This is a genomic window from Vibrio sp. 10N.237.312.B06 (assembly GCF_041464685.1).
GTDB classification, from domain to species: domain Bacteria; phylum Pseudomonadota; class Gammaproteobacteria; order Enterobacterales; family Vibrionaceae; genus Vibrio; species Vibrio tasmaniensis_A.
Window position 1 is genome coordinate 25407 of the sequence record NZ_JBFSPI010000033.1, and the last position, 23726, is coordinate 49132.

The following is a 23726-nucleotide window of genomic DNA, read 5'->3' on the forward strand; positions in this document are numbered from 1 at the left end:
GGAGTGATGAATTCAATTGGGATTAAGATCCATAGAACGGATTGAAATTGTGTGGCTATCACGCTATCGATATGAATTTTATATAAATATTGGTGTTTTTGTGTAGGTTGGCTACACTTGATTATGACGAAGAAGGAGCATGTTTGTTTTAAGTTCCCGTTAATCCGAGGTGAACAAAAAAAAGCTCAAAGTGATGAGGTATCACTTTGAGCAGTTTTACTAATCTTCTAACACTAACTCTCTTTCGTATTCTTCCCGAGAAACTTCGCTGCGTTTGCAGCCGTTTAGGGTATGAAAGCGACGGCGTCCACGAGCCAGTTGAATGTACTTCAACCAAACACGCTCTAACTTGGACTTCGCCTTATGAGGGTGAGACAACACTTTGATGAAGTGTTTTTCTTCTGAGTTGCTTGGCGAAAGTTCGCCAGTCTCAAGTGCAAACATGGTGTCACCAAACAAGGTTAGGATTTCCTCTTCTGAAAGAGTAAAATCACCCGACTTAGCAAACCCTCGTGGGAATTTAATGGTGTCATAAAAACGTTTTTTTCCGTGTCGGAATTCGGTCTCAGACATATCAGCCTCAGTAATGTGGTTAGATAGAAATTAGTGTTTATTGCTCACGCGAAAATATTGTTAAAAGGCTAAAATAGGAAGCAAAACGTTTTTGCCTTTACGATAAACAATCCTAGATCGGCTAGTTAGCAGATTTATTACAGAGATGTATTTTTGATGGATGTGAAAGTATTTAGAACCTTTCTTGAGGTTGCAAGGGTGCGCCATTTTGGGCGCGCAGCTGAAAACTTGTATTTAACACAAGCGGCGGTAAGTGCGCGGATCAAACAGCTTGAAGGCTACTTTGATACTCAGCTCTTCATTCGTGACCGCAATAACATCAAGCTGACCTCTTCTGGTGAGCGTTTGATTGGTTATGCTGAAGTGATGGTATCCACCTTACAACAAGCCAAATTTGAGCTGTCGTTAGAAAGTGGAAAAGCGTTGCAGTTAACACTGGGTGGCACACCGAATATCTGGGATGCGTATCTACAAAACTGCTTAAGTGTGGTGACCGATTCTTTCGGTGGCTACGGCTTTATGGCCGAGGTAATGGGGCGCGAGCAACTGAACCGTAATTTGTTAGAACGAACCTTAGATATGGCTTTTGCGTTCGATCAGATTAAAGCGGAAGAGCTGAACTGTAAAAAAGTCGCTGATTTGGTTTTGGTGTTGGTATCAACGCAGCAAGATGACCTGGAATCTGTATTCCAACATAAATACGTTTATGTCGATTGGGGAACGCGCTTTGGTTCTGAACACGCAGAGCGTCACCCTAAAGTTCCAGCACCGTATCTACGTACCTCTACAGCACGTATTGCGCTCGATTTTATTTTAGAGAAAGGTGGCAGTGCGTATTTACCTGTTTCTATGGTTGAACCTTTTATCGAGTCGGGTCAATTGCACAAGGTCAAAGGGGTTGAAGACTGGTATCGCCCAATTTACCTGAGCTACCGTAAAAGCAGTACTTCGGTTGATGCGATCATTCAGGTTGAGAAGTTGGTTAATGAAATTGACCCATCGACTGCCTACACGTTGCAACAAGCCGCTGAACAAACACCAGAGTAACAGCTGTTTCTGTAACCAATATGCTTTGTTGATTAAATAAAAATGGCTCCTAACTAGTTATATAGTTGGGAGCCATTTTTGTTTTTAAACCAGAAATGTACTTCTTTTCGGAACTAGAGATCGTTTCTAATTCCATAAATATCGTTTAAGCCTGGTATGTGTAGCCTTTTTTAAAAGCCCTATCACTTCAAAGCACTATTCTTCGAAAATTCTAGAGATTCATTAGATTCTCGATAGACTCTTCAAGAGAGTGTGACATGTAAGAATGGATTTGATTGCCATCCGTTGCGTCAATCTCAATCTTAGAAATCCCCTTATCCGCTTCGTCTTCAAGAAAGCTGAGAGACTGCTCGACTGATTGACTGGTGAGAACCTGTTGGTTTGATAAAACAATACGACACGTGTGAAGAACCATAGCCTTTTCCTTTTTATATTCGACAGGTCTCTGCATCTTAGTGTGCTAAGTACCTATCGTTGACGTTGTGAGAAGAGTTTCTTCTCAAGGTTAAATTTAGTCGAATTGCGTAAAAAGAAAACCCTTTTTTGTGATTTATCTAACCTTCAGTTCCGAAAGTGGCTAGCGACAATGACAGTTCACGGTAAACTTTTAGGTATCGGAGTAAAAATTATGGCAAATGGGAAGAGCACAGCATGTCGAGAAATATTCATCACAACAGTACGTTAACGAGTGAGCAGTGTCATTTAGCTCGATACGCGCGAGATGCTCGCTTTGATGGGATGTTTTTTACGGCGGTAAAAACAACCGGAATTTTTTGTCGTCCGATTTGCCCAGCAAGCCCGCCCAAAGAAGAAAATGTCGAGTATTTTTCTCATCAAGCTCAAGCCTTGAAGGCTGGGTATCGCCCATGCTTACGTTGCCGGCCAGACAGCGCGCCTTTTTCTCCTGCGTGGAAAGGGGTTGAAACGACTTTCTTGCGTGCTTTACAGTTGATTGATCATGGTGCGCTGAACTCAGGGTCAATCGTCGACCTTGCCACTCGATTAGGTATTTCAGACCGCTATTTACGAACCTTATTCGATAATTACATCGGCGTGTCACCAAAGCAATATAGCCTTTATAGCCAATTGATGTTTGCCAAGCAGTTACTTCACACCAGTAGCATGAGCATTACCGATGTCGGCTTTGCGAGTGGCTTTAATAGCACGCGTCGCTTCAATGATGCCTTTCAAAAAGAGCTGCAGCTCTCGCCAAGTCAAATCCGAAGAGCTAAGCCAAGTAACAATCTAAGTAATCATATCCAACTCAGCTTCCATGGCCCGTTGGACTGGGATCATTTGCTGGGCTTTTATCGACGACGAATGATCGAAGGCTTAGAAGAGGTGGACGACGGTTATTACCAACGCACAGTGAACGTGAACGGCTCGAAGGGCTGGTTCAAGGCCACTTTAGCCAAAGAGAGCAGCTTGGATATTGAGTTTGAGTTGGATGATATGAGCCAATTAAGAAGTTTGATCGCCAATATTCGACGTATGTTCGACCTTGATGTTGATATCAGCAAAGTTGAAGATTTCTTTAGCACCATTGATCCCAACTTGGTTGCTAAGAGTGGTATTCGTATCCCTGGTGTGTGGAGTGCTTGGGAAGCCGGAGTAAGAGCGATTCTCGGGCAGCAAGTCTCGGTAACAGCGGCCATTGGTCAGCTTAATTTGTTGGTGCGAGAGCTCTCTGGTTCATATCAGGTTTCTGATTTACAAGAGCAAGCTAATTCACAAGATTGCTCTGACTTACAACAAATAGCTGATGCATCAGAGAAAGCGTATTTCCCTACACCTAAACAAATAGCTGATGCTGATGTGAGCTTTCTAAGAATGCCTGGAAGTCGTAAGGAAACCTTAAAGCGTTTTGCCCAATACATGGTCGATAACGAAGCTGAGCATCCTTCTAAGTGGATTGATCTCAAAGGTATTGGTCCTTGGACGATTCAATATGCGCTGCTGCGCGGGCTCAGTGAACCTAACCACTTGCTAGTAGGCGATTTGGTGGTGAAGAAATTCATCGAGCATCGCCCTACCATTAATACAGAGAGTGTTTCGCCTTGGGGAAGTTACGCCACGTTCCATTGTTGGAATCAGTCTTAAACGATGTTTCAAGTGGAATAGAGATACCTCTCTGATATAGAAGCAATGAATAAACATCGGAATTACCAAGCTAGGAGAGATTATGACTAACCGTTTTACTTACTACGATAGCCCTCTGGGCACCGTGACTTTACAGGCGAGCGATGAGGGGCTGTTAGGCCTTTGGTTTGAAACTCACACTACCAAGCCTGAACAGCTAGGTGTTCAAGATGATTGCTTTCCGATCTTTGCGTTGGCTATCAAACAGCTCAATCGTTATTTTGCTGGAGAAGCTATCCAGTTTTCTTTGCCTATCGCAGCCAAGGGCACTCCGTTTCAGCAGTCGGTTTGGCAGGCTCTTACTACCATTCCTTATGGAGAAACATGGAGCTATGCACAATTGGCCGATGCGATTGGTAACCCTAAAGCGGTGCGTGCAGTGGGTTTGGCAAATGGCAAAAACCCTGTGTCTGTGATTGTGCCGTGTCATCGTGTGATAGGTAAAAATGGAAAGCTGACGGGTTATGCGGGGGGTGTAGAGCGTAAACAGCGTTTGTTAGTGATTGAGGGCAGAAAGTAAGTAAGCTTAGAAAGCGACTGAGCTAGCAACTTGAAACGCTGTTCTATCGGTTAAGGTTGAAGGTTTGTACGACTCAGGAGGAACATTAAGAGATCCCAGCGTGACTCTGCAATAAAAACGTGACTTTGCAATAAATTCGCCACTTTCTGGAAAATAATGATTTGGTTGCATATTATTTAGCCATGTTTTTTAGGCAAGGATGCCCAAATGAATAACCATCATTTTCTGATAATAGCTTTCACTAGTGTGTTATTGCTGACCGGTTGTTTAACTGATACTAGTCGCCCCTTTGAAGTACCGCAGCTTGTTTTGTTCAAAGGGATGTATGAGAACGCGGACGATAACAGCTATCTACTTTTTGAGTCAGGACAAATGACCTATCAAACAATCGGTAACACGGTCACTAGAACTTATCGTATTGAAAATGATTTGATTAACATCGAGTTGAATTCAGGAAATAGCCGAGTGGATTCTGGGTTGATGATGCGAATTCAACAAGAAGGAGCGGTGTTAACTTGTAACCAGTGTCCAGCTGTGCAGTTAAGCAACGTCTGGACACGCGTTGATACGCCTTTAGTTGATATGCCTTAGACTAGAACATATCACCGTTCAGCCATAGGTGAGCGGCGATACTGACCCCATAACCAATCATGATTACTGGCATCCATTTTAAGTGGCCAAAAAAGGTGTACTTACCATGTGCAGCCCCCATTAATGCCACACCAGCGGCACTACCAATAGACAATAAGCTGCCGCCAACGCCCGCGGTTAGGGTGATCAGTAGCCAGTTGCCCATCGACATTTGGGGTTCCATGGATAACACGGCAAACATCACCGGAATGTTATCGACAATAGCCGATAAGATCCCCACCATGACGTTGGCCCAAATTGGATCCCACTGGCTATACATCACGCCCGAAGCTAATTCCAAGTAACCAAGTAGACTCAAGCCACCGACACACATTACCACGCCGTAGAAGAACAAAAGCGTGTCCCATTCGGCATGAGAAACTCTTCGAAATACATCGAACGGCACAACAGAGCCGAGTCGCTTCAGGGCGCCTTCATCGTTATTGGCGATCGCTACCGCCTTTTTCTTGGCGAGTGAGTTGGGCAAAGTCTTGCGTAAGTAATAGCCAAAGAACTGCAGATAGGCGAGCCCCATCATCATGCCCATTACTGGAGGGAAGTGGAGTACGGCATGGAAAGCAACAGCGGTCGCTATTGTCATAATAAACAAGAATACGATGCGCCTCGCACCACGTTTTAATTCAACGTGTTGATGGACTGTGTCGGGCTGAGTGGTGGGTACAAAGTAAGACATGATCAACGCAGGGACGAGGTAATTCATCACCGAAGGAATAAACAAAGGAATGAACTCACTAAAACTCACATAACCAGCCTGCCACACCATGAGCGTTGTGATGTCTCCGAATGGACTGAATGCACCGCCAGCATTGGCGGCTATCACGATATTCACGCAGGCTAGGTTGACGAATTTAGGGTTAGAACCTGCCACTTTAAGAACCACAGCGCACATCAGTAGAGCTGTCGTGAGGTTGTCGGCGATAGGTGAGATAAAGAAGGCCAGAATACCGGTTATCCAGAACAAAGAGCGAAAGTTAAAGCCTTTGCCTACCATCCACGCTTGCAGCGCATCAAACAGTCTCCTCTCTTCCATGGCGCTAATGTATGTCATGGCGACGAGTAGAAAGAGTAATAGCTCGGCATATTCCAGCAGGTTGTGTTCGAGCGCTTGTTTAGCGACTTCAACAAGGTTGTGTTCTTGGTAAGTTAAACCAATGATTATCCAGATCAGGCCTGCAGCAAGCAAAACGGGTTTGGACTTTCGGAGCTTTAGGTATTCTTCCATCATCACCACGATGTAGGCGACAACGAAAATGGTCAGCGACAAGTAGCCAGCGAACGAGCTAGTTAGCTTGAGCGGTTCTCCTAACTGAGAAGTGGCAGCGCCTGCTACCGTGGAAAAAAATAACAAAGAGAAAACAGCAGAAAGCTGGATACCTAACATGGATTACGCTCCGAAGTTAATAAGTTATTAACACGGGTAAAAGCGTAGACCTAAATAACCATGTGCAGTGTGATAGATATCTTAATAATTCAATAGATTATATAGAAAACAGTAGATTGGGTGAAAACGTGAGATCACGACGAAAGATTTCTTTGAGCTTTCTATTCGAAGCCTGATTATTGTGGCGATTATGTGCGTTTTTGGTTGCGGTGTTGAAGCTAGGTTTGTTTAGTTTTGTATGAGAAATATTCTAATTTTTTTAGCGTATACCTCTACTTTAAAATTTGAATCACAGTTTTATATGTTGCTTTGGTTCTTTTATTTAAACCGATACACTATTTGATTTTGGTCATTAACCTTTTGCTCATTAGTTTGCACTATCTATACGTGTTCTGTTCCACATAAACGAGATGTATAGAGGTCCTTATGACTAATCCAACCAAAACCGATCGTAAAGTCACGATCGGAAGCTATATCGCACTCGCGTTCGCGATTGTGTTCTTTTCAGGCTTAATGCAGTCCAATGAATGGTATGGAGTGCTCGATTTTACGACGCTCAACGGTTCATTTGGTAAGGTCGCTTACGATGTGAGTGAGTCGGCTGATGGTATCCAAGCGGCAACGACGTCACTGCGTGGTAAAGGCGGTAGTGGTGCGCGCGACGGTTTCATTTTTGCATTGACACTTATTCCGACCGTGATGTTTGCACTGGGTATGATCAACGTACTTGAGCACTACGGTGCACTGGACGCGGCTCGTAAACTACTAACTCCACTACTTCGTCCTTTAATGGGCATTCCGGGCAACTCAGGCTTGGCACTGATTGCTTCTCTGCAAAGTACCGATGCGGGTGCTGCGATGACACGTCAGCTCAAAGATGAAGGGCATTTGACTAAGCGTGAAACCGATGTGTTCACCATGTTCCAGTTTACTGCGGGTGCGGCGATCGTTAACTTTTTCTCTTCAGGTGCGGTGTTGTTCACTCTAACGGCGATGGATGGTTCTTTGGCAGTGACATCGTCAATAGGTCTTGCTGTTGCGGTGATGTTTATCTTCAAGTTTGTTGGTGCGAACTTATTCCGCCTTTACCTCAATATTACTGAAGGTAAAGAAGACAAAACAAAATCAGACAAAGAACAAAAACTGGAAGAGGAAGTAGCATAATGAGCGAAGTTAAAGCAAAGAAACCAATGGTTACTGATATTTTCGTTGAAGGTGCTAAGAAAGGCTGGGTTATTGCTACAACCTCTACAGTACCTAATGTTCTGATGGCGTTTGTGATTATTAAGGCGTTGCAGATTACGGGTGCACTGGATCTGATGGGTAGTGTGTTTGCACCTATCATGGCGGTATTTGGTTTACCGGGCGAAGCGGCAGCAGTATTGATTGGCGCGTGGATGTCGATGGGTGGTGCAGTCGGTGTGGTTATCACGCTGTTTGACCAAGGCATTCTGAACGGCAACCATATTGCTATCTTGGCGCCAGCTATCTACTTGATGGGTTCTCAGGTGCAATATATGGGACGCATCATGGGACCAATTGGTACTGAAGGTCGTTATATCCCTGTGATGATCGCGATTTCAGTATTGAATGCGTTTGGTGCTATGTTTTTGATGAACATTATTTTGTAACGTGGCTTTGAACGGTTAGCTACTATTTGAACGATTAGCTACTAATAGCTTTTCGACGTTGAAAAAAGAAACCCCGTTTGGTTTTCACCAAACGGGGTTTATTCTTTTTCGTAGCCATCCTGCTACTGACGTTGTTACTTATTTTTTAATAAGGTCACGTATGCTCCTTGCATCGTTCCTTGATTTGGCTAAATCCTTTAACCTATCCAATCCATCGCCTTCCTAGCGGTGTCCATGCTAACTCATCATCCTGACAAGTGACTCTATCCTAGAGTAAAACTTCCTTGCTGATCACTCATCCTAAGCCATCAAATCTTCATCCTGAAGATACCTAATCCGTTAGGCTTTTCCTGTTCCTGCCAACTCCCTGTCGACATGAGTATTAAACACTTTGGAGGCTTTATTCGCAATTAGCCTTAGGAAATAAATATCCTCGTTAACTAAAATAAATATGCGTGGATTCATATAAAACAAGGGGTTGGGTTTGTAATTTTACTTTTTTCTGCGAAGCTTGACTGTGATCTCTTACGTTCGGTGTGAGAGATCTCTTACAAATTTTCGGGCGCGAATATCATTCGTTGTCGAACTCATCCGTCGATAGGTGAGCGAAATACGCTCAACAAACTCAAAGTAATAGGAAAATATAATGGTTACAGCACTTTACGCAGCCTTGCTGACGGTCGTAATGATTTGGTTGGCGATAGAAGTCATTAAGCAAAGACGAATCAATCTGGTTGCTCATGCAGATGGCGGTGTTGAGTCGCTACAGATAGCACGTTCCGCACAAAGTAATGCAATGGATTACATCCCAATTACGGTTATTTTGATGGGCTTTTTGGAGATGAATGGTGCCAGTGTGTGGCTTATTCATGCCATTGGTGTTGCATTTATTCTGGGGCGTGTGATTCATGCAAAAGGTATTCTGGCAAAAAACTTAAAGGGTAGAAAAGTGGGCATGGTGTTGACGCTTATCTGCATGATCTCTTTGATTGTCCTAAACTTAGCTTACCTACCTTTTGATAAAATGTTCTAGGGAGCATTATGGCATTGCGCCTTCCTCCTGCTTGGGCGATTGTCCTTGCAGGTCTCATACTGAACGTCATGGCTATTGTCATGTCGAGCTTGGTGCTCGACAAAATTGAAGCGGAAAAATCGGAATACAACGATCGTAAATACGGCAATGTGTACTCAATACAACTGGCCTGGAATACGATCGAAACCTTAGAGCGCAAGCGTGAAGCCATTCTGATCCACCTAGATAAACCCTCAACAGAAACCGCTCAACCTGCCACCATCCTCGATGAAGCGCTGCGCGGCCAACTCCGGAGTTGGGTGAGTAAGGAGGTGCCAGCCATCTCGTTGGCTAATTTACCCAAGCTTATGATGCTGATAAACAGTGCTCAAGAAGCCCAACGAGCACGAATTGATGACTACTATTTGGATAATCTGACCTTGGTTGAATTAATCCAAAGGCTCGATGAAAAAATGGCTTTCTACAAGAATATCGCCCTGTTTCTTCAGGTGTTTGGTTTAGCACTTATCTTAGCTCGCGACCTCGCTAGAAGGCCTTAGTATTTATCTATTTATTTATTTACTTACTTACTTACTTATTTACTTCGCCACCTAGTTATCTACCCATCGACTGGTATCGCTAGCGAGATTCACTTGGCAGGTTAGGGTGCTGCTGGCCTTGGTACTTCTGTAATTGTTCTTTTAGTCCTTTAAACGTGCTCAGTGCACTATCAATCGATAATTTGTTCATTAACCAATTTGGCAGGATGCCACCTGCGTTCGCGTAAGCGGTATAGGTGATATAGGTATTACCATTTGTCAGCGGTTGCAGGGTCCATAAGGCATCTACATCATAAATTCGAATGTACCCCGACTCTTTCGTCAAATAATCAGACGCATCCTTGATCGACAAGACAAACTGCCCATCCTCGATGCTGTATTTTGAGTAGGTCACCATATCGCGATCTCTGGCAGGCCAAGGCGCTTTGAACTGGGTATAGACGATATTTTCATCCTCAGATATCTGCATCAAAACACGACTTTCCGATACGTTATCTATCCAGTTTGGCACGTTCGCGCTGTCTTCCAATAACAGCAAAAAACCAGAATAAGTGGTGGGCGTTTGCATTTGTGCTCGTATTTCTACCAAGCCTTCAGTGTGAGGTCTCTTATCAATGATGATGCCATCTTCACTTTTTACGAACTGCCATGGAGCAGCGTAAGTCAGTGTTGATAAAGCATAGAGTCCGATTGCTAAAATCCTAAGTAATATCATTATTCTTCCATGAAAAGAAAAGCTTATCTTTAGGAGTATAGAATAAAAATGGTTTTGATTCGTGCTGAAATCGCACTGATTTATCTCTGATTTGAGCGTTACATCGCTGTTATCTTGGTGTTATCAATAATTGGCTGCTTATTTGTATTTGAGCCGTGAAAATCAAAACGGAAGCGTTCGGTCGCTTCCGTTTTGTTAGTGGGCAAAGGATAAACGTTGAAGGCTAGAACCTAGCTCTTAGAACTTAAAGCTTGTAGGCTTCCACGGTTTTTATAGTGGTCCAATTGCTGTTGGCGTCTTGGATGAATTCTTGCGTATTCTCCAGCCAACGCTTTTGAACTGACTTATCTAAGTTTAAGTACAGCTTCCCACCTTCTACTTTCCAAGCTAGTGGGTCCGTTTCAAATTTCTTACCCATTGCCACACCAAAGGCACAATAGCCACCATATTGAGGTGCATAAGCCGATGGGTTAGATCGGAATTCATCTCGGTTTTCACTGCTCACAAAGTTATAAATCGCATTCTTATAAGTCGCTGTGAATTCAGATGTGCCTTTAACTGGCCCCTCATTGGCAAAGTAAGCAACAGGGTCATAACCTTTAATGGCGAGATCATTGTTGTCGACACTCATATCAAGGTCTGCTGCCATTAACGAAAAGCTGGTTCCTAGTAACGCGGCCAATAGAGTGATTTTTTGACTGGTCGATTTCATGTGTGACATATCAAGTTCCTTGTCAGTGTTGGTTATCTTGTTTGAAATAATTTAGCCCACTCGTCCGGTCTATAGAGGGACAAAAGAACTAAAAACTAAGCGAATCGTTCGGAGGGTGCATGGATCTTCTGTCACAATTAATGGAACACTTCTCGATACGCACTGGCGTTTTCTATTCTGGAAACCTGTGTGGGGTGTCGTCATTTAACGCGCAACAAGGCAAAGAAGGGCACCTTCACGTATTGAGAGCGGGGGAGTTGACCTTATCTGGTGCTCATATGGAATGCAGGCAGCTTTCTCAGCCCTGTATTATTTATCTGCCGAATAGCACACCACATGTAATTGAAGGTGTGGGAGAAGGTGCTGAGCTTGTGTGTGCGAACGTGGAGTATCGTTCAGGGCAGATGAATCCTTTATTATCGGCTCTGCCCGACATGATAGTGATTCCGTTTGAAGATGCACCGAACTTAATGCCTGTGATTGAGGTGCTGTTTCGAGAGTCGGGGCAAGCATCTTCAGGACAACAATCGTCAGGGCAGCAATACCTAATGGACAAGTTGAGTGATGCGTTGATGGCGTTGATTTTTCGTCATCTCATTGAACAGCAAAAAATCGATAGCGGCGTTTTCTCTGCTCTTGCACACCCAAGGCTTGCTGCTGTGGTGACGGCTATTCACCGGTTGCCTGCTCGTCACTTTTCGGTTGCAGAAATGGCGTCATTGGCTGTGATGTCTCGTACTCAGTTTATTGAGGCGTTCAAGCGTGAGGTGGGTGAAACACCGGGAGATTACGTGCAAAAGTGGCGTGTTTCCGTTGCTCAATCTCTGCTACTGCAAAATAAGCCCATCAACTGGGTTGCCGATGAAGTCGGTTACAACAGTTATTCAGGTTTCTCACGCGCATTTCAGCATGTATCGGGTGTGTCGCCACGTCAGTGGTTAAAAGAGAGTAACGCATAAGAGGGAAAGGGATGTTGAAGTTTAAAGTTGCCAGTGAAAGCGAGCTAGTGCTTTCACTGGCAAGGCGAACCTCGTTGCAGAAAAGAATGTTGCATCAAGGCAAATTACAGACTGAGGATTGTCACTAGGCCTGTAATGCGTCGTTGGCTAGATGAGCACTAACGAAGTAACCAATGGCGCAGTGGCGTTTTTTCTATACCAGCGATCAATATAAAGCTCAGGGTAAAGGTGCCGAAGAACACGGTAATGTCTTTAGCGAGTTCAGTGATGCCCAATACTCCGCAGACATTGAACAGCAAAATAATGATCAGCAGATGGCAAACGTAGATACCTAGCATACGATTCGAGATAGCGCGAAGCCATGCGTAATCGCCGATGTTTGGATTAGCTAAAAGCCACATGAACACACCAATCCCCCACAAAGCTGTACCAAACAAGAAATCGTGAATATTAAAGGCGATATCAAATTGGGTTAGCCATGCCGCTTCGGCAAAGTGGATGACCATGCCTAACGCCAATAACCCTAATGCTTTGGCTGAGGACACTTTCCATTGATGCTGACGAATGAGGAAACCTAAGGTCACCATTAACGTGCTGAAGAACGGACCGTTACGTGTGAAGAAAGGGGCACTAAGGTCGGTTAAGCTTGTGTAGCTACCCGCCAATACACCATAGACGTAAAGCAGAATGGCCACCGGTAGTAGAAGCTTATCGAGTTTCATCTCTACCATTAAGGCGATGATCAAAACCGCGCACACAAGGGCGGGAATGAACCATAAATGTACCAACCCACCCTCTAAGAAAGAGTTGAGTGGGGTATTCATTAAGAAACCCCAATAGCCTTCACGCTCGCCTAGATAGCCAAATTCTTCTACTTTCGCGAGGTTGAATGGCATCACTAAGCAAATGATGCTCCATGCCAACCATACTTTAAGCAGTGGTTTAGAATAATTAATGACGGTTTGCCACGGGGATGCAGTCAACTTGGGCTGAATAAGATAACCGGAAATTAGGAAAAACAGAGGCACGGCAAAACGAGCGGTTTGGTTGAGCACATAACCGATCCAAGGCACTTCATCTATTTACCAATAAGTGAGTGCCATTTGGCCGTGCAAACCAATGATCGCCAAGATAGCAATCACTCTGCCTAACTCGATACTGGCGATGTGTTGTGAAGGCGTATGTTGAACGGAAGACATATCAGATCTCTCAGTAAAATTTTTACGAAATCTAGCAGCCTTTATGCCCAACCAGTTAGTCCTAAATCAAGGCTTATGACCTTTGTTTCAAGGCTTGTGTCGGTTTTTTGAAGCTTGTCGCAGCTATATTAAATCCATTGCAGTGAGTGCAAATATACCTAGTGTACAAGTGATAAGAGAAACAACAGTAGTAAGAGCGATGATGTTAGCCGCGAGTGTTGAGTTTCCTCCCATCGCACGCGCCATAACATAGCTTGCCGCTGCCGTTGGTGCTGCGCTCATCAAGAAGATAAGTCCGAGATCGAGCCCTTCAAACCCTAAGTACCAGCCAGCCAGTGTAGTCAGTAAAGGTGACGCGATTAACTTGTAACTAGAGGCGAACCACGTAGACAACTTTTCTTGTTTAAGCGAACTAATATCTAGAGAACCACCAGTACAAAGTAGAGCCAAAGGCAAAGTCATGTTGGCAAAGTATTGCCCAGCATCAGTCACCATTTTTGGAATGGGAATTGAAAGTGCATAGAAGACGACTGCTAAGAAAATAGCGATGATTAACGGGTTTTTGGTGATGGACTTGGCGATCACTTTAATGGCTTTAGCGCCGGTGTCTTTGCCTTTGGGTGTCAGTGCTATCACGGCTTGAATATTATACAGCACGGTCAGAGATGCGACATAGATAGCAGCCAATGCCACGCCTTGGTTGCCATAAATATTAGCCACGTAGGCGAGGCCGATGATCGCGGTATTAGCGCGGAATCCACCCTGGATGATCACACCTTGATCTTTAGAGCTTTTGAATACTAACTTGGTTGAGAAAATCGTGAACAAGAAAAAGATAAAGTTAGCGATGACGCCAAACGCAACTAACGCGCTACTGGCTGAAAAGTTGTGATTCGATTGAACAATACTCAGAAATAGCATTGCGGGCAGGGTGACTTGAAATACCACCTTAGATGCGACATCAATGAAATTGTCATTGATTAAGCCGATTCGCTTGAGCATCACACCGAGAAACAGCATTAAACAGATAGGGCCTGTTACCGACGCCGAAAACGCAAACTGTTCCCAAAGTGTGTTCATTGTTTTTCCTTTGTTAGTCGATTTCAATTTCCTATGAATGCTGTCGCATTTTTCCACAGTTCTTTGATAAGACAAAATGAATACCAAGGGTTAAGTAAAAAATCTTGAAAAAAAGAACGAACGTGCTAAAAATAATGTATCAGATTTATTATTGGTGAATAATGAGCAAGGGAAAGATAACCAAAGAGTATATTTTGAGCCATGCATTCGCGCTTGCGAGTGAGAATGGGCTTGAGAGTTTGACGATTGGCGAGTTAGCCAAGCAGTGTGGCATGTCTAAGAGTGGCTTGTTTGCACACTTCAACTCTAAAGAAAACCTGCAACTCTCTGTACTCGAGTATTCCAACGCCATATTCACCGAAAGAGTCATCATTCCCGCAAGAGAGCTGGGAGATGGTGATATTGAAGCGAAATTGAAACAGCTGCTCGACAATTGGTTGGGCTGGAATCATTCGTTCCAAGGCAGCTGCATGTTTATTGATGCATGGAAAGATGCTGGCAGTGAAACGTCTGTGATTCAGAAAGCACTGCAGAAAACGATTTCAGTGTGGATTGATTACTTGACGATTCAGGTAGCAAAAGCGGTGGAGAGCAAACAGTTCAGAGCCGATTTAGATCCTAAACAGGCAACCTTTGAGTTATACGGTCTCTATTTGAGTGCGAACTTGTTCTACTCGTTACGTGGCCAACAAGCGAGCCATACCCACTTTTGGAGTGGTGTAGAGCGCTTAATCGCTAGCTGGAAGGCGGTTTAACTCGTAAATCACTTAGTTCGGCAAACCAGTTAGTTTGCAAGCTTCTTAGCCCGCAAACTATTGAACTCGTAAAGCATGTGACTTTGCGTAACTAAGGTTTGCAAAAGATTTTAAGAGAAGTGGCGGCAAGCAGTCATAAAAAGCGCTATCGCCATTTTTTATATCAACAAATAGCACGGTCGTTCGATTTTTAGGGCCGAGCTCGATCCGCCAATGATGATGGCGATACAAGGAACGGTCATGAGTGACAAAATCTATTTTAATACATCGAACAAATTCAGCTTCAAGCGCAGCTTGATTGGCGCAACAACCAATCTGCATTACATTCTAGCGCCGAGTCATGCAAAGAAAACGGCACGTAAGCTGCTGCTCACTCCAATGCGTACCGAGCAAAAAAATGCTGATCCCCAAGGGCTTATCAAGAGTGAAATCAAAGGTCGTGATGGCGTTTTAAAAACTTACTCTTTAGGTACTGGTCCTGTTTGGGTGCTGACTCATGGTTGGTCTGGCACCGCGAGTCAGTTCTTCCCTTTGATGGAACACATCGCCGCCAAAGGTTTTACGGCTCTGGCTTACGACCATCCTGCTCATGGTGGCAGTGATGGTGTACATGGTCATATTCCTGCGTTTGTGAACGGCCTTGAAGCGATTCTCGATTCGGTGGGTGAGGTAGCAGGTTTGGTCGGTCACAGCATGGGTACGGCTTCTGCGTTGGAATGTAAGCACGTTAAATTGGAAAACAAGCCACTATTGCTGATTGCACCTGTACTGGATTATCTAGAAAACCTATTTGGCAGCGTCGCACGTTCAGGTTACTCAATGAAACTGTTTGAAGCGGTAGTCGGAGAAGTAGAAGAGCAGTTTAACTACCCAATTCAGTCCGTTGATCCCTATGGAAAGCTAGCGCTTCGTGAGTCTCAGACGATCATCGTTCATGATGAGCAAGACAAGTTTACTAAGTTTGATGTGTCTCAGCGTGCTGCTAATGAAATGGGTCGCGTTACTTTAATTGCGACTCAAGGACAGGGCCACGGGCGAGTAATGAAGTGCCCACAAGTATTCGAGAGCTTTGATAACTTGATTGGCTAACTTTAACTAATCAAGCCAGTAGAACGCAGGTTAAGAAAACAAACACTAAAAAGGCCAACCAGACATTATCTGGTTGGCCTTTGCTTTTAGTTGCTTAGTTAGCTTTAACTAATCTTGTCCTTAGTTAGCACAGCTTGCTGGGCCGATCTCTTTCCACACGCCCCATTGGCCTGTCGTTGTTGGATCTTCACCTGTTGTCCACCATTTCGCTTCCCAAACCTTACCGCCTTGAGTCACTTGGTCGCCACCAGTGTAGACTGCACTTGAATCCCAAGCGTTAGTACACGAGCCACCGCCTGTGGTTTTCTTGAGGACTTTCACTGAAGTAGCCGCGACTGATGTATCGGTACCATCACTCACTGTTACAGAGAAGTTCAGTACTGTGTCTTGCGCGTATTCAGCCGCGACAAAGCTTACTGAAGCGCCTTGTACTGTTGCGTTGATACCTGCTGGTACATCCCACGTGAAGGTTAATGTGTCTTGATCCGCATCGCTAGACGCTGACGCATCAACCACAACAACGTCACCCGCATTGACTTCAGCCGGAGCCGTAAGCACAGCAACTGGTGCTGTATTGACTGGGCCTGTGTCTTTAGGGGTTACCGTTATAACAACCGTGTCAGTTGACGTTGCGCCTTCGTTGTCTGTTACGGTTAGGCTGAATGTTAGAGCTTCTTGTTGTGCGACTTCAACAACATCGAAGCTTGCAACAGCTGCATTGGCATTAGCCAGTGTTACGGCAGTTCCGCTTACTTGTGACCAAGCGTAGCTCGCGATTGTGCCGTCGCTGTCTTTGGAAGCGCTGCCATCTAGAGAAACAGAAGCTGGGCCTTCAACAGATTGGTCGGCACCTGCTGCTGCAGTTGGTTTACGGTTTACAGGATCGGTGGTGCCACCTGCTAGACCTTCATGCATTGCATTTAGGATATCGCCGTTATCTGCATCAATTTCCCAAGAGAATAGACCTGCAAGGCCAAGGCTACGAACGTACGCGCCTTTTGCTTTTACCGAGCGGTCATCATCAAATGTGATCAGCTGACCTGAAGTGCGGTTCCATACGTAAGGCGCTTCTGCCATTTCGTCGTAACCGTATTCGAAGCCATTGATACCTTGGTTATTCGCACCAAGCATGTTCGCCTTAATGCCTTTGTAGTCGATAACGCCATCTTCCCAAACGCCTTGCGCAGAGCTACCTTTCAGTTTGCCGTTACCAACACCTGTCATAGGGTCGCTAGGATCCGAAAGTGATGAGGGTAATACACCTTCCCAACCACGACCGTACATTGCTGCACCTACGACAAGCTTGTTAGCTGGAACGCCTTGTTCGAGCAGCAATTGGATGCCGTTGTCCGTTGTGTAAGCTGGGCCTGTGTATGGTTTGCCATTTTCATCAATGCCTGAGCCATCACACTGACCAGGGCGCATGAAGTTACCGCAGTGTAATGCTGTTTGGTGGCCTAACACGTTGTTCCAACCGCCGTAGAAGTCGTAAGTCATTGCGAAGATGTAATCCATGTATTGGATTGCTTCACCATAGTTCACGTCTTCGATCTTGTCGTGACCGACACCAATCGCAGAAGTTAGCTCGTAAGTACGGCCGTTCTCCGCTTCTAGCTCATCCAACATAACGCGCAGTTCTGCCATCAGTGCAATGTAAGCTGGGCCATCATTCACAGGGTCACCAAGGTCTGGCGCCGCACCGCCTCCACCAGGGAACTCCCAGTCAATATCTACACCATCGTAGAATTTCCACGTGTTAAGGAATTTCTTAACCGATGCAATGAAGGTGTCTCGGTTAGCTTTAGTTGTGAAGTCGAAGAATGGGTCAGACAGCGTCCAACCACCAATCGATGGGATGATCTTCAAATCAGGGTTACGCTGTTTTAGCGCCATCAACATTGCGTAGTTGCCCTTGATAGGGGAGCTGTATTCATGACCCGCTTGCGGGAAGCTCTTTTGGAAAGCCGCCCAAGGGTCGTGAATCACCACTTCGTAATCGTTAACGCCCTGACATGCTGTCATGAGTGCGTTGTAACTGTTGCCGCCCACTGATTTTACTGATTCGTTAGGACCACAAATTGGGATGAAGCCATAAAGGATATGGGTCAAATTGTCAGCAGGTAGGTTATCGACTGTGTAATCACGGCCATAGATGCCCCACTCAACAAAGTAAGTACCGACTACCGTGTTTGGGTCTGTGTTGTATGACTTGTTGTTTGGATCCACATTCATCGCAAGTGGTGCTAGGTGTGATCCATCGGTATCGGCAATCGTGATTTTAGCGGGTGCGCTTTTGCTACAACCTGTTTCGTCACACGCTTCGATTTCCATATCGAATAAGCCGCCTTGGCCGTATTCGAATGAAGCCGTGGTTTGGCTGCCAGTGATTGGGCCTGTGGCTACTTTAACGCCATCAAAGTAGATGTTGTACGTGTTTCCTGACGTTCCGCTCCATTGGTTGAACTTGACATCGACCTTTGCTTTGTCGTGATACTTAACCATCTGGTTGTAACCAGAGGTTGTTTCCATCGCGAGTTCAATTTTAGAAAACTGTAGGTTGTTGGAACCGTACATATCAATGCTAGGTGCTGTTGGCGCGGCCAATGCTGTACCAGATAGCGCTAGAGCAATACTCGCAGCACAGGTGTTTATACGAATCATACTATTTCTCTCATTCCTTGAAGGTTTAGAACCAAGTGGTCCTAGAATCGGCTCCCGTCAGTTTTGAAGGAGCTTCCCCGTCAGTATTCGAGAGAGTTTTAATTTCATGACTGAAAATAAATCCGTTTTCGATGGACAACTAAAAAATTGTATCTTGTTACAATTCTGTTGCTTAATGAATGAGAGGCTGAGTCCATGTTTTATAAAATAAAACCTCACTCAGAAGGAAAGTCTCATAAGTGAAATTACACGACATGAAGTTATGAAAAAGTGCGGCAAGCCATTATTAAATATCGTGAACTGAAGCAGTATCACAATCTGAAGCACGTCATACCGGTGCTTGTAAGAGACAGGTAGTATTGATGCAAGAGGGGTTACTAAACAAAGCGCTGTTGAAAGTATTATTTTTTGAATTGCTCAGCTAATACTGAGCGTCGTTGCTGCATGAGTCCTTGAGTATCACCCGCAACAGTATCGTCATACCCTTCTTTTATGAATTGTTTGGATGGTGTGTTAGGCACTAACCGTTTTAAACGAGGTGAATTGTAGGTACCGCTAATGGTATAAATCGTTGGGCCTGAACCTGTATTGATCGTGACATCTTTGCCATCAAAATCAAACGAGGTACTGATGAAACGATAGTTCATCATCACACCATCATCGGAAAGTGTAAGAATATCTGTTTTGTAAGGTGGAGCACCAATCTCGATCCATGTGCCATGGACGTTACTTGGGCTTACAGATTTTTGGTAGGCTTGGTAGCCAAAATAGCCGACGGAGAGGGCAATCATAAAGCCAGCCATTAAGAAGGCGTAGAGTAACGAATTGGCCAATATATCGCTGCTTTTCGTGGTATTTTTAGCCATTATCTCTTCATTTTAGTTACTCATACTGGTGATGATTCTATAAAATAAAACGATAGGTTGCAAAGGTTCTTATAAGAGTTAGAAGCAGGATCGAATGTTCTTTTGAATCAAACTGCCTCAGTGATTTTTTACCCACACATTCAGTCTTCATGCTTTGTTAAGGAATATTTACTTAGAATGATTAGGTTGTATACCCAATGCCACGCCTAAAATGATTTCATCTCGAACGAAATTTAACTTCGAAAGGTCAACAGATCCTAAGCTATATTCATTTATTTCTTGTAGGACAGTCTCGAATTGGTTAAAACAATTAGCACCTAAATTTACGCATAGGCTTATTCGTTGAGCCTAGTAATGCAATTTTGAGATAACAAGGAAGTACAATGATTAAAGAAAATACATACTTTGAAGGCGGTGTTAAGTCGTTAGCGTTTAACCAGTCTGGTGCTGATGTGAGTGTTGGTGTGATGGCCGCTGGTGAATACACATTCGGTACTGCAGCTCCGGAAAAGATGACTGTTGTTAAAGGTGCTTTAATTGTAAAGCGTGTTGGCGATGACGATTGGACGACATTCCAATCTGGTGAGTCTTTTGACGTTGCGGGTGACTCTTCATTCGATTTACAGGTTAAAGAAGCGACAGCTTACCTGTGTGAATACTTGTAGGAAGGCCTGAGTTCGTTCAACCAGAGTATCGTTTATCTATGGCTTAATAGAAAAAAACCACGCTCTAGGAGCGTGGTTAAATAAGTGATAATAACCGGCAGTGGATAGTGTCACTTGTTTTTACAGTCATCAAATGGATGACCAAATTGTTGTTCGTTGCAAAATCTCTTCAATCTTCAATCTTCAATCTTCAATCTTTAACTTCAATTCAAAGCTAAAAGCGCAAAGACGTCGTCAATTAGTAAGTCTCAAAAACGCCATTGTTGTAGTCCTGAATCGTCTGTTCAATTTCTTCCATCGAGTTCATGACAAACGGACCATAGTGCGCAACAGGTTCATTAATCGGCTCACCAGAAAAAATCAGTACACCTGAATCTTCTAAACTACTCAGAGACAGCAAGTCAGCTTTAGTGAGTAACGCAAGTTGACCTTGGTTGATGACTTTATCACCGATCTTAATACTGCCTCGGTACACGTAAGTCATGGCATTGTGATTAACATCTATCCCTAATGTTATTTTTTGCCCAGAATGAGATCGCCAATCCGCTACGCTTAACGGCACACCTGTTTGTTGCAGTGGGCCTTGCGTTCGTAAAGCCTCTACATCATGGTCAGCTAGGTTATGCAGTTCGAATACACCAGCAATAACTCTCAATAAACCATTTTGTTCACTTTGATGCTCCGCGATGCTTTCACTTTGGAAGTCGTGATATTGCGCTGGTTGCATTTTGTGTGTTGCAGGCTGGTTTATCCAAATCTGAAATCCATGAAGTACACCTTCTTCCATCATTGGCATTTCGCTGTGAATCACACCACGACCCGCGGCCATCCACTGTGCACCACCGCTGCGAAGCTCTCCAACATTCCCCATGTGATCTTTGTGCTGGAAGTGACCTTGCAGCATGTAAGTGAGCGTTTCTATCCCACGGTGAGGATGTGGAGGAAAGCCGCCAACATAATCTTTGCTTTCATCCGACTTAAGTTCATCAATCATTAAAAATGGAGAGAAACGCGTGTTATTGAAATCAGCGAGTCTTTGTATTTTTACGCCATCACCATCGGAGGTAGCGTGTGCTGCAATCACATGATCTACTGCTCTTACACTCGTCATTTTGAAATCCTCATAAACTTGAATAGCTGTAGTTTATGTAATTTGATTTAAAAAGAAGATGGCACAGTGTTGAGTGACTTATTCGAAAATTTTGAACAGGTAAGAATATGAAATTATGTCTATACTTGAATAGAGAGCAGACCGCCAAGGAGGCCGCTATGGCAGTACAGCAAAAACATGGCGAAAGGCAAGGTCGGATGGGCTTTGATAACGATTTTACAACGGAGCAAGGTCAGCGTTTTACAGAGGTTGCGAATAAAGCGGTTAAGCGCCGTGTTAGAAAGCACCAAGCAGATGGGCCTTTTATACACTCGGCCAAGCAAGCTGCTTTTAAAACCGTTGCTAAATCTAAGAACGAAAACCGAAATTTAGTACGACAAGTCGTATGGATTATTGTTATTGGCTTAGTGAGTTTATGGGCCATGTATATGGCAGGCTAGCGTGGACGCGTTTTTAATAACGTAACATTGTTCCCTTCGACCTTCGCTTCAAGACAACCTTCAAGCTCAGATGATTCCGATTCTGAGAAGGCGAGGTTCGTTGGTAGCTCTTCTATCAAGGTTGATACGGGATTATCGTGATAATAAGCGTATCGATTTTTTCCTGAATGTTTGGCAACATACATCGCTTTATCAGCACATCTCGTCAGCTCATGTAATTCTTGAGCATCTTGCGGGTACAACGAAACCCCAACACTGAGTGTCAATTCCTTGATTCTCTCGTTTGTCTGGCAACCACTTTCGAATAGCCCACAAATCCGATCTAAAATACCGTCTAGATCTTTGCGAGTTGGTACATCGTAGAGCATCAAAACAAACTCATCTCCAGCAAAGCGCGCAATCGAATAATCGTATTCATGACTTACCCTGTCTCTGGTTCGGATGTTGTTGCTTAAACGATTCGCAAAATGCTGCAAAACACTGTCTCCGACGTCGTGCCCGTAGCTATCATTAATGCCTTTAAAGTCATCTATGTCCAAAAAAACTAATGCAGTCAGTGAGCGTTCACTATCCACTGTCGCAAGTTTTTCTGTCGCCCAGCGTTCAAAGCTCCAACGGTTTGCCAAGCCTGTTAGTTGGTCTCTATAGGCCAGATCTTCAATCCCCTCTTTATATAGGCGTTGAATATAACTGACGGCTTTTGTGTAGTAATAAGCTGATGTGTGACATACCAAGCTCATTGTAAATAAGCTAAGAATAAACCGGTGTGAGCTGCTAAAAGGTAAAGAAAAGCTGCTAGGCATAGCTGTAATCAAGGTGCTGATAAATACACAAAATGAGGTACTGAATATAATGCCAATTCTGAAATCGTTTATGAAAATGACGGCAGCCAAAATCGGGTAGAGCCAGAGTGTCCGCTCGGGAATGGCGTGACTGTACAAGAATAGGATGACTCCTTGAACGAGCAGAACACCACTTAGAATCAATTCTGAATACTCAGCGGCAGTGACTTTTTTCACGTAAAATGCATTGGAGATAGCGATAAGTGCAAAACACAGTTCGAAAATTGACAGAGTGTAATGCTGACCTTGGAAGTAAGCCCAAGTGTAGAATGTGAATAACGCAGCGGCAGCCAGTGAAAAGGAGTGGACAATTTTTTGCTTGCGAGTGGATCGTATGTCCGCCATTTCTTCTAGGTGTCTGCCGACGAGCCTTTTCATGTGATTTGTGCCAAAGATTTTGATGATTGATGTTAATAGTAGATGAAATAAAAGTCATAGCAGAGTGTTAGTGACCTTTTTAGTGTGACTACTATCAAGGTTTCATATTTAAATGATGAGTGACTCATAATAAATAGTGATGCGCGTCACTAACGGTGCAGATGTATCCGTTAGTGAAACAATCACGGTTCTAGTTGCAGGAAGTTACTTGGCTATTATCTACTTGCTTTCCAATACGTTACTCAACATAGTTTGTAGATAGCTAATGTTTATAGATACCTAAATTTGATAGAGGCTCATAATGTTAATTACCTTTAGTTGCAAAGCTCATGCTAGCGTCACGATGTTTGGTGAAGTCGGTCTTCAGTTCATTAAGATGCTTGGGCATAGTGGCACTATTCCAGGAGCAATTGATGCTTCAGAGGTTTCTCAAGCGTTAAGTAATTTGCGTGCTGCGATCGCCGCTGAGCAGAGCAAGCAGGTAGAACAAGAAAATACCGATGATGACGATAATGAAGAGGTTGTTGAAGCGCCTGTTAATATCGGTAGCCGAGCGTTCCCGTTAGTTGAACTATTGAAAGCGGCCATTAAAGACGAATGCGAAGTGATGTGGGAAGACGGTAGCGGTAAGCGATTGTAAGAGTATTCGAGCTCTTCGAATCAGAAAACAAACGTTTTCATAGGTTGACTAGGGCGTGTTGATCTTTGCTGTACATTTCGCGTTCAACAATACATCGGTA

The 23726-nt window shown here is 44.1% G+C and carries 25 protein-coding genes; 14 read left to right on the forward strand and 11 right to left on the reverse strand.

The features are described 5' to 3' along the window. Positions 1 to 219: 219 nt before the first annotated feature. Complete coding sequence (locus AB6C75_RS11100; protein WP_012601214.1) at positions 220 to 573, reverse strand: DUF413 domain-containing protein; 354 nt, start codon at positions 571 to 573, stop codon at positions 220 to 222. A 156-nt stretch (positions 574 to 729) separates the two neighbouring features. Here AB6C75_RS11100 and AB6C75_RS11105 point away from each other — a divergent pair, with 156 nt between their 5' ends. Then, positions 730 to 1620: a LysR family transcriptional regulator gene (locus AB6C75_RS11105; protein WP_029225450.1), complete on the forward strand. Its 891-nt coding sequence runs from the start codon at positions 730 to 732 to the stop codon at positions 1618 to 1620. 211 nt (positions 1621 to 1831) lie between these two features. Here the strand turns inward: AB6C75_RS11105 and AB6C75_RS11110 are convergent, their stop codons facing one another. Beyond that, positions 1832 to 2035: a hypothetical protein gene (locus tag AB6C75_RS11110; protein WP_012601212.1), complete on the reverse strand. Its 204-nt coding sequence runs from the start codon at positions 2033 to 2035 to the stop codon at positions 1832 to 1834. A gap of 236 nt (positions 2036 to 2271) precedes the next feature. Between AB6C75_RS11110 and AB6C75_RS11115 the strand changes: the two genes are divergently transcribed. The 3 genes from AB6C75_RS11115 (at position 2272) to AB6C75_RS11125 (ending at position 4870) form a co-directional block, all read left to right on the forward strand. Beyond that, the gene (locus AB6C75_RS11115; protein WP_372048935.1) at positions 2272 to 3720 is read left to right on the forward strand and encodes an AlkA N-terminal domain-containing protein; all 1449 of its coding nucleotides are present in this window, start codon (positions 2272 to 2274) and stop codon (positions 3718 to 3720) included. Positions 3721 to 3802: 82 nt separating this feature from the next. Then, positions 3803 to 4279 carry a methylated-DNA--[protein]-cysteine S-methyltransferase gene (locus AB6C75_RS11120; protein WP_372048936.1) on the forward strand — a complete coding sequence of 159 codons (477 nt, stop codon included), beginning with the start codon at positions 3803 to 3805 and terminating at the stop codon, positions 4277 to 4279. A 207-nt stretch (positions 4280 to 4486) separates the two neighbouring features. Then, complete coding sequence (locus AB6C75_RS11125; protein WP_012601209.1) at positions 4487 to 4870, forward strand: hypothetical protein; 384 nt, start codon at positions 4487 to 4489, stop codon at positions 4868 to 4870. A gap of 1 nt (position 4871) precedes the next feature. On the opposite strand, the gene nhaD is transcribed toward AB6C75_RS11125, so the two are convergent. Next, entirely contained in the window at positions 4872 to 6311 is a 1440-nt protein-coding gene (gene nhaD / locus AB6C75_RS11130) for a sodium:proton antiporter NhaD (RefSeq protein ID WP_372107789.1), read from the reverse strand. Between the two features lie 426 nt (positions 6312 to 6737). On the opposite strand from nhaD, the gene AB6C75_RS11135 reads away from it, so the two are divergent. From AB6C75_RS11135 to AB6C75_RS11150, 4 genes are all read left to right on the forward strand, one after another. Next, entirely contained in the window at positions 6738 to 7475 is a 738-nt protein-coding gene (locus AB6C75_RS11135) for a nucleoside recognition domain-containing protein (protein ID WP_009846112.1), read from the forward strand. After that, positions 7475 to 7942, forward strand: a complete 468-nt coding sequence (locus tag AB6C75_RS11140; RefSeq protein ID WP_004737023.1) for a YjiG family protein — start codon at positions 7475 to 7477, stop codon at positions 7940 to 7942. The genes AB6C75_RS11135 and AB6C75_RS11140 overlap by 1 nt, the downstream gene beginning before the upstream one ends. A 646-nt stretch (positions 7943 to 8588) precedes the next feature. Then, on the forward strand, positions 8589 to 8975 hold the full coding sequence (locus AB6C75_RS11145; RefSeq protein WP_009846114.1) for an MAPEG family protein: 387 nt from the start codon (positions 8589 to 8591) through the stop codon (positions 8973 to 8975). Positions 8976 to 8983: 8 nt separating this feature from the next. Beyond that, positions 8984 to 9514, forward strand: a complete 531-nt coding sequence (locus AB6C75_RS11150) for a DNA mismatch repair protein (RefSeq protein ID WP_372107790.1) — start codon at positions 8984 to 8986, stop codon at positions 9512 to 9514. A 79-nt stretch (positions 9515 to 9593) separates the two neighbouring features. On the opposite strand, the gene AB6C75_RS11155 is transcribed toward AB6C75_RS11150, so the two are convergent. Further along, the gene (locus AB6C75_RS11155) at positions 9594 to 10229 is read right to left on the reverse strand and encodes an START domain-containing protein (RefSeq protein WP_371709979.1); all 636 of its coding nucleotides are present in this window, start codon (positions 10227 to 10229) and stop codon (positions 9594 to 9596) included. 244 nt (positions 10230 to 10473) lie between these two features. Next, positions 10474 to 10950 carry a YHS domain-containing (seleno)protein gene (locus AB6C75_RS11160; RefSeq protein ID WP_009846117.1) on the reverse strand — a complete coding sequence of 159 codons (477 nt, stop codon included), beginning with the start codon at positions 10948 to 10950 and terminating at the stop codon, positions 10474 to 10476. Between the two features lie 110 nt (positions 10951 to 11060). On the opposite strand from AB6C75_RS11160, the gene AB6C75_RS11165 reads away from it, so the two are divergent. Beyond that, positions 11061 to 11900, forward strand: coding sequence for a cupin domain-containing protein (locus AB6C75_RS11165; protein WP_372107791.1), 840 nt, complete (start codon positions 11061 to 11063; stop codon positions 11898 to 11900). A gap of 158 nt (positions 11901 to 12058) precedes the next feature. Here the strand turns inward: AB6C75_RS11165 and AB6C75_RS11170 are convergent, their stop codons facing one another. After that, positions 12059 to 12982 carry an acyltransferase gene (locus AB6C75_RS11170; RefSeq protein ID WP_372107795.1) on the reverse strand — a complete coding sequence of 308 codons (924 nt, stop codon included), beginning with the start codon at positions 12980 to 12982 and terminating at the stop codon, positions 12059 to 12061. A 240-nt stretch (positions 12983 to 13222) separates the two neighbouring features. Further along, the gene (locus tag AB6C75_RS11175) at positions 13223 to 14179 is read right to left on the reverse strand and encodes an AEC family transporter (protein ID WP_372100114.1); all 957 of its coding nucleotides are present in this window, start codon (positions 14177 to 14179) and stop codon (positions 13223 to 13225) included. A 161-nt stretch (positions 14180 to 14340) separates the two neighbouring features. Here AB6C75_RS11175 and AB6C75_RS11180 point away from each other — a divergent pair, with 161 nt between their 5' ends. Next, complete coding sequence (locus AB6C75_RS11180; RefSeq protein ID WP_008216752.1) at positions 14341 to 14934, forward strand: TetR/AcrR family transcriptional regulator; 594 nt, start codon at positions 14341 to 14343, stop codon at positions 14932 to 14934. Between the two features lie 240 nt (positions 14935 to 15174). Next, a complete protein-coding gene (locus AB6C75_RS11185; RefSeq protein ID WP_017065066.1) occupies positions 15175 to 16023 on the forward strand; it encodes an alpha/beta hydrolase in 849 nt (282 codons plus the stop codon). A 120-nt stretch (positions 16024 to 16143) separates the two neighbouring features. On the opposite strand, the gene AB6C75_RS11190 is transcribed toward AB6C75_RS11185, so the two are convergent. Continuing rightward, on the reverse strand, positions 16144 to 18684 hold the full coding sequence (locus AB6C75_RS11190; RefSeq protein WP_372107792.1) for a glycosyl hydrolase family 18 protein: 2541 nt from the start codon (positions 18682 to 18684) through the stop codon (positions 16144 to 16146). Between the two features lie 401 nt (positions 18685 to 19085). Further along, positions 19086 to 19550 (reverse strand): DUF2850 domain-containing protein, encoded by a 465-nt coding sequence (locus tag AB6C75_RS11195; protein WP_372107793.1) that lies wholly within the window; start codon positions 19548 to 19550, stop codon positions 19086 to 19088. 383 nt (positions 19551 to 19933) lie between these two features. Between AB6C75_RS11195 and AB6C75_RS11200 the strand changes: the two genes are divergently transcribed. Continuing rightward, positions 19934 to 20215, forward strand: coding sequence for a pyrimidine/purine nucleoside phosphorylase (locus AB6C75_RS11200; protein ID WP_009846125.1), 282 nt, complete (start codon positions 19934 to 19936; stop codon positions 20213 to 20215). 238 nt (positions 20216 to 20453) lie between these two features. Here the strand turns inward: AB6C75_RS11200 and AB6C75_RS11205 are convergent, their stop codons facing one another. Then, positions 20454 to 21326: a pirin family protein gene (locus tag AB6C75_RS11205; protein WP_372107794.1), complete on the reverse strand. Its 873-nt coding sequence runs from the start codon at positions 21324 to 21326 to the stop codon at positions 20454 to 20456. Positions 21327 to 21484: 158 nt separating this feature from the next. Between AB6C75_RS11205 and AB6C75_RS11210 the strand changes: the two genes are divergently transcribed. After that, positions 21485 to 21766 (forward strand): hypothetical protein, encoded by a 282-nt coding sequence (locus tag AB6C75_RS11210; protein WP_009846127.1) that lies wholly within the window; start codon positions 21485 to 21487, stop codon positions 21764 to 21766. Here the strand turns inward: AB6C75_RS11210 and AB6C75_RS11215 are convergent. After that, a complete protein-coding gene (locus tag AB6C75_RS11215; RefSeq protein ID WP_032499235.1) occupies positions 21763 to 22953 on the reverse strand; it encodes a GGDEF domain-containing protein in 1191 nt (396 codons plus the stop codon). The two genes, AB6C75_RS11210 and AB6C75_RS11215, sit on opposite strands and share 4 nt — an antisense overlap. Before the next feature lie 334 nt (positions 22954 to 23287). Here AB6C75_RS11215 and AB6C75_RS11220 point away from each other — a divergent pair, with 334 nt between their 5' ends. Further along, a complete protein-coding gene (locus AB6C75_RS11220; protein WP_012601196.1) occupies positions 23288 to 23626 on the forward strand; it encodes a DUF1840 domain-containing protein in 339 nt (112 codons plus the stop codon). Positions 23627 to 23726 lie beyond the last annotated feature (100 nt).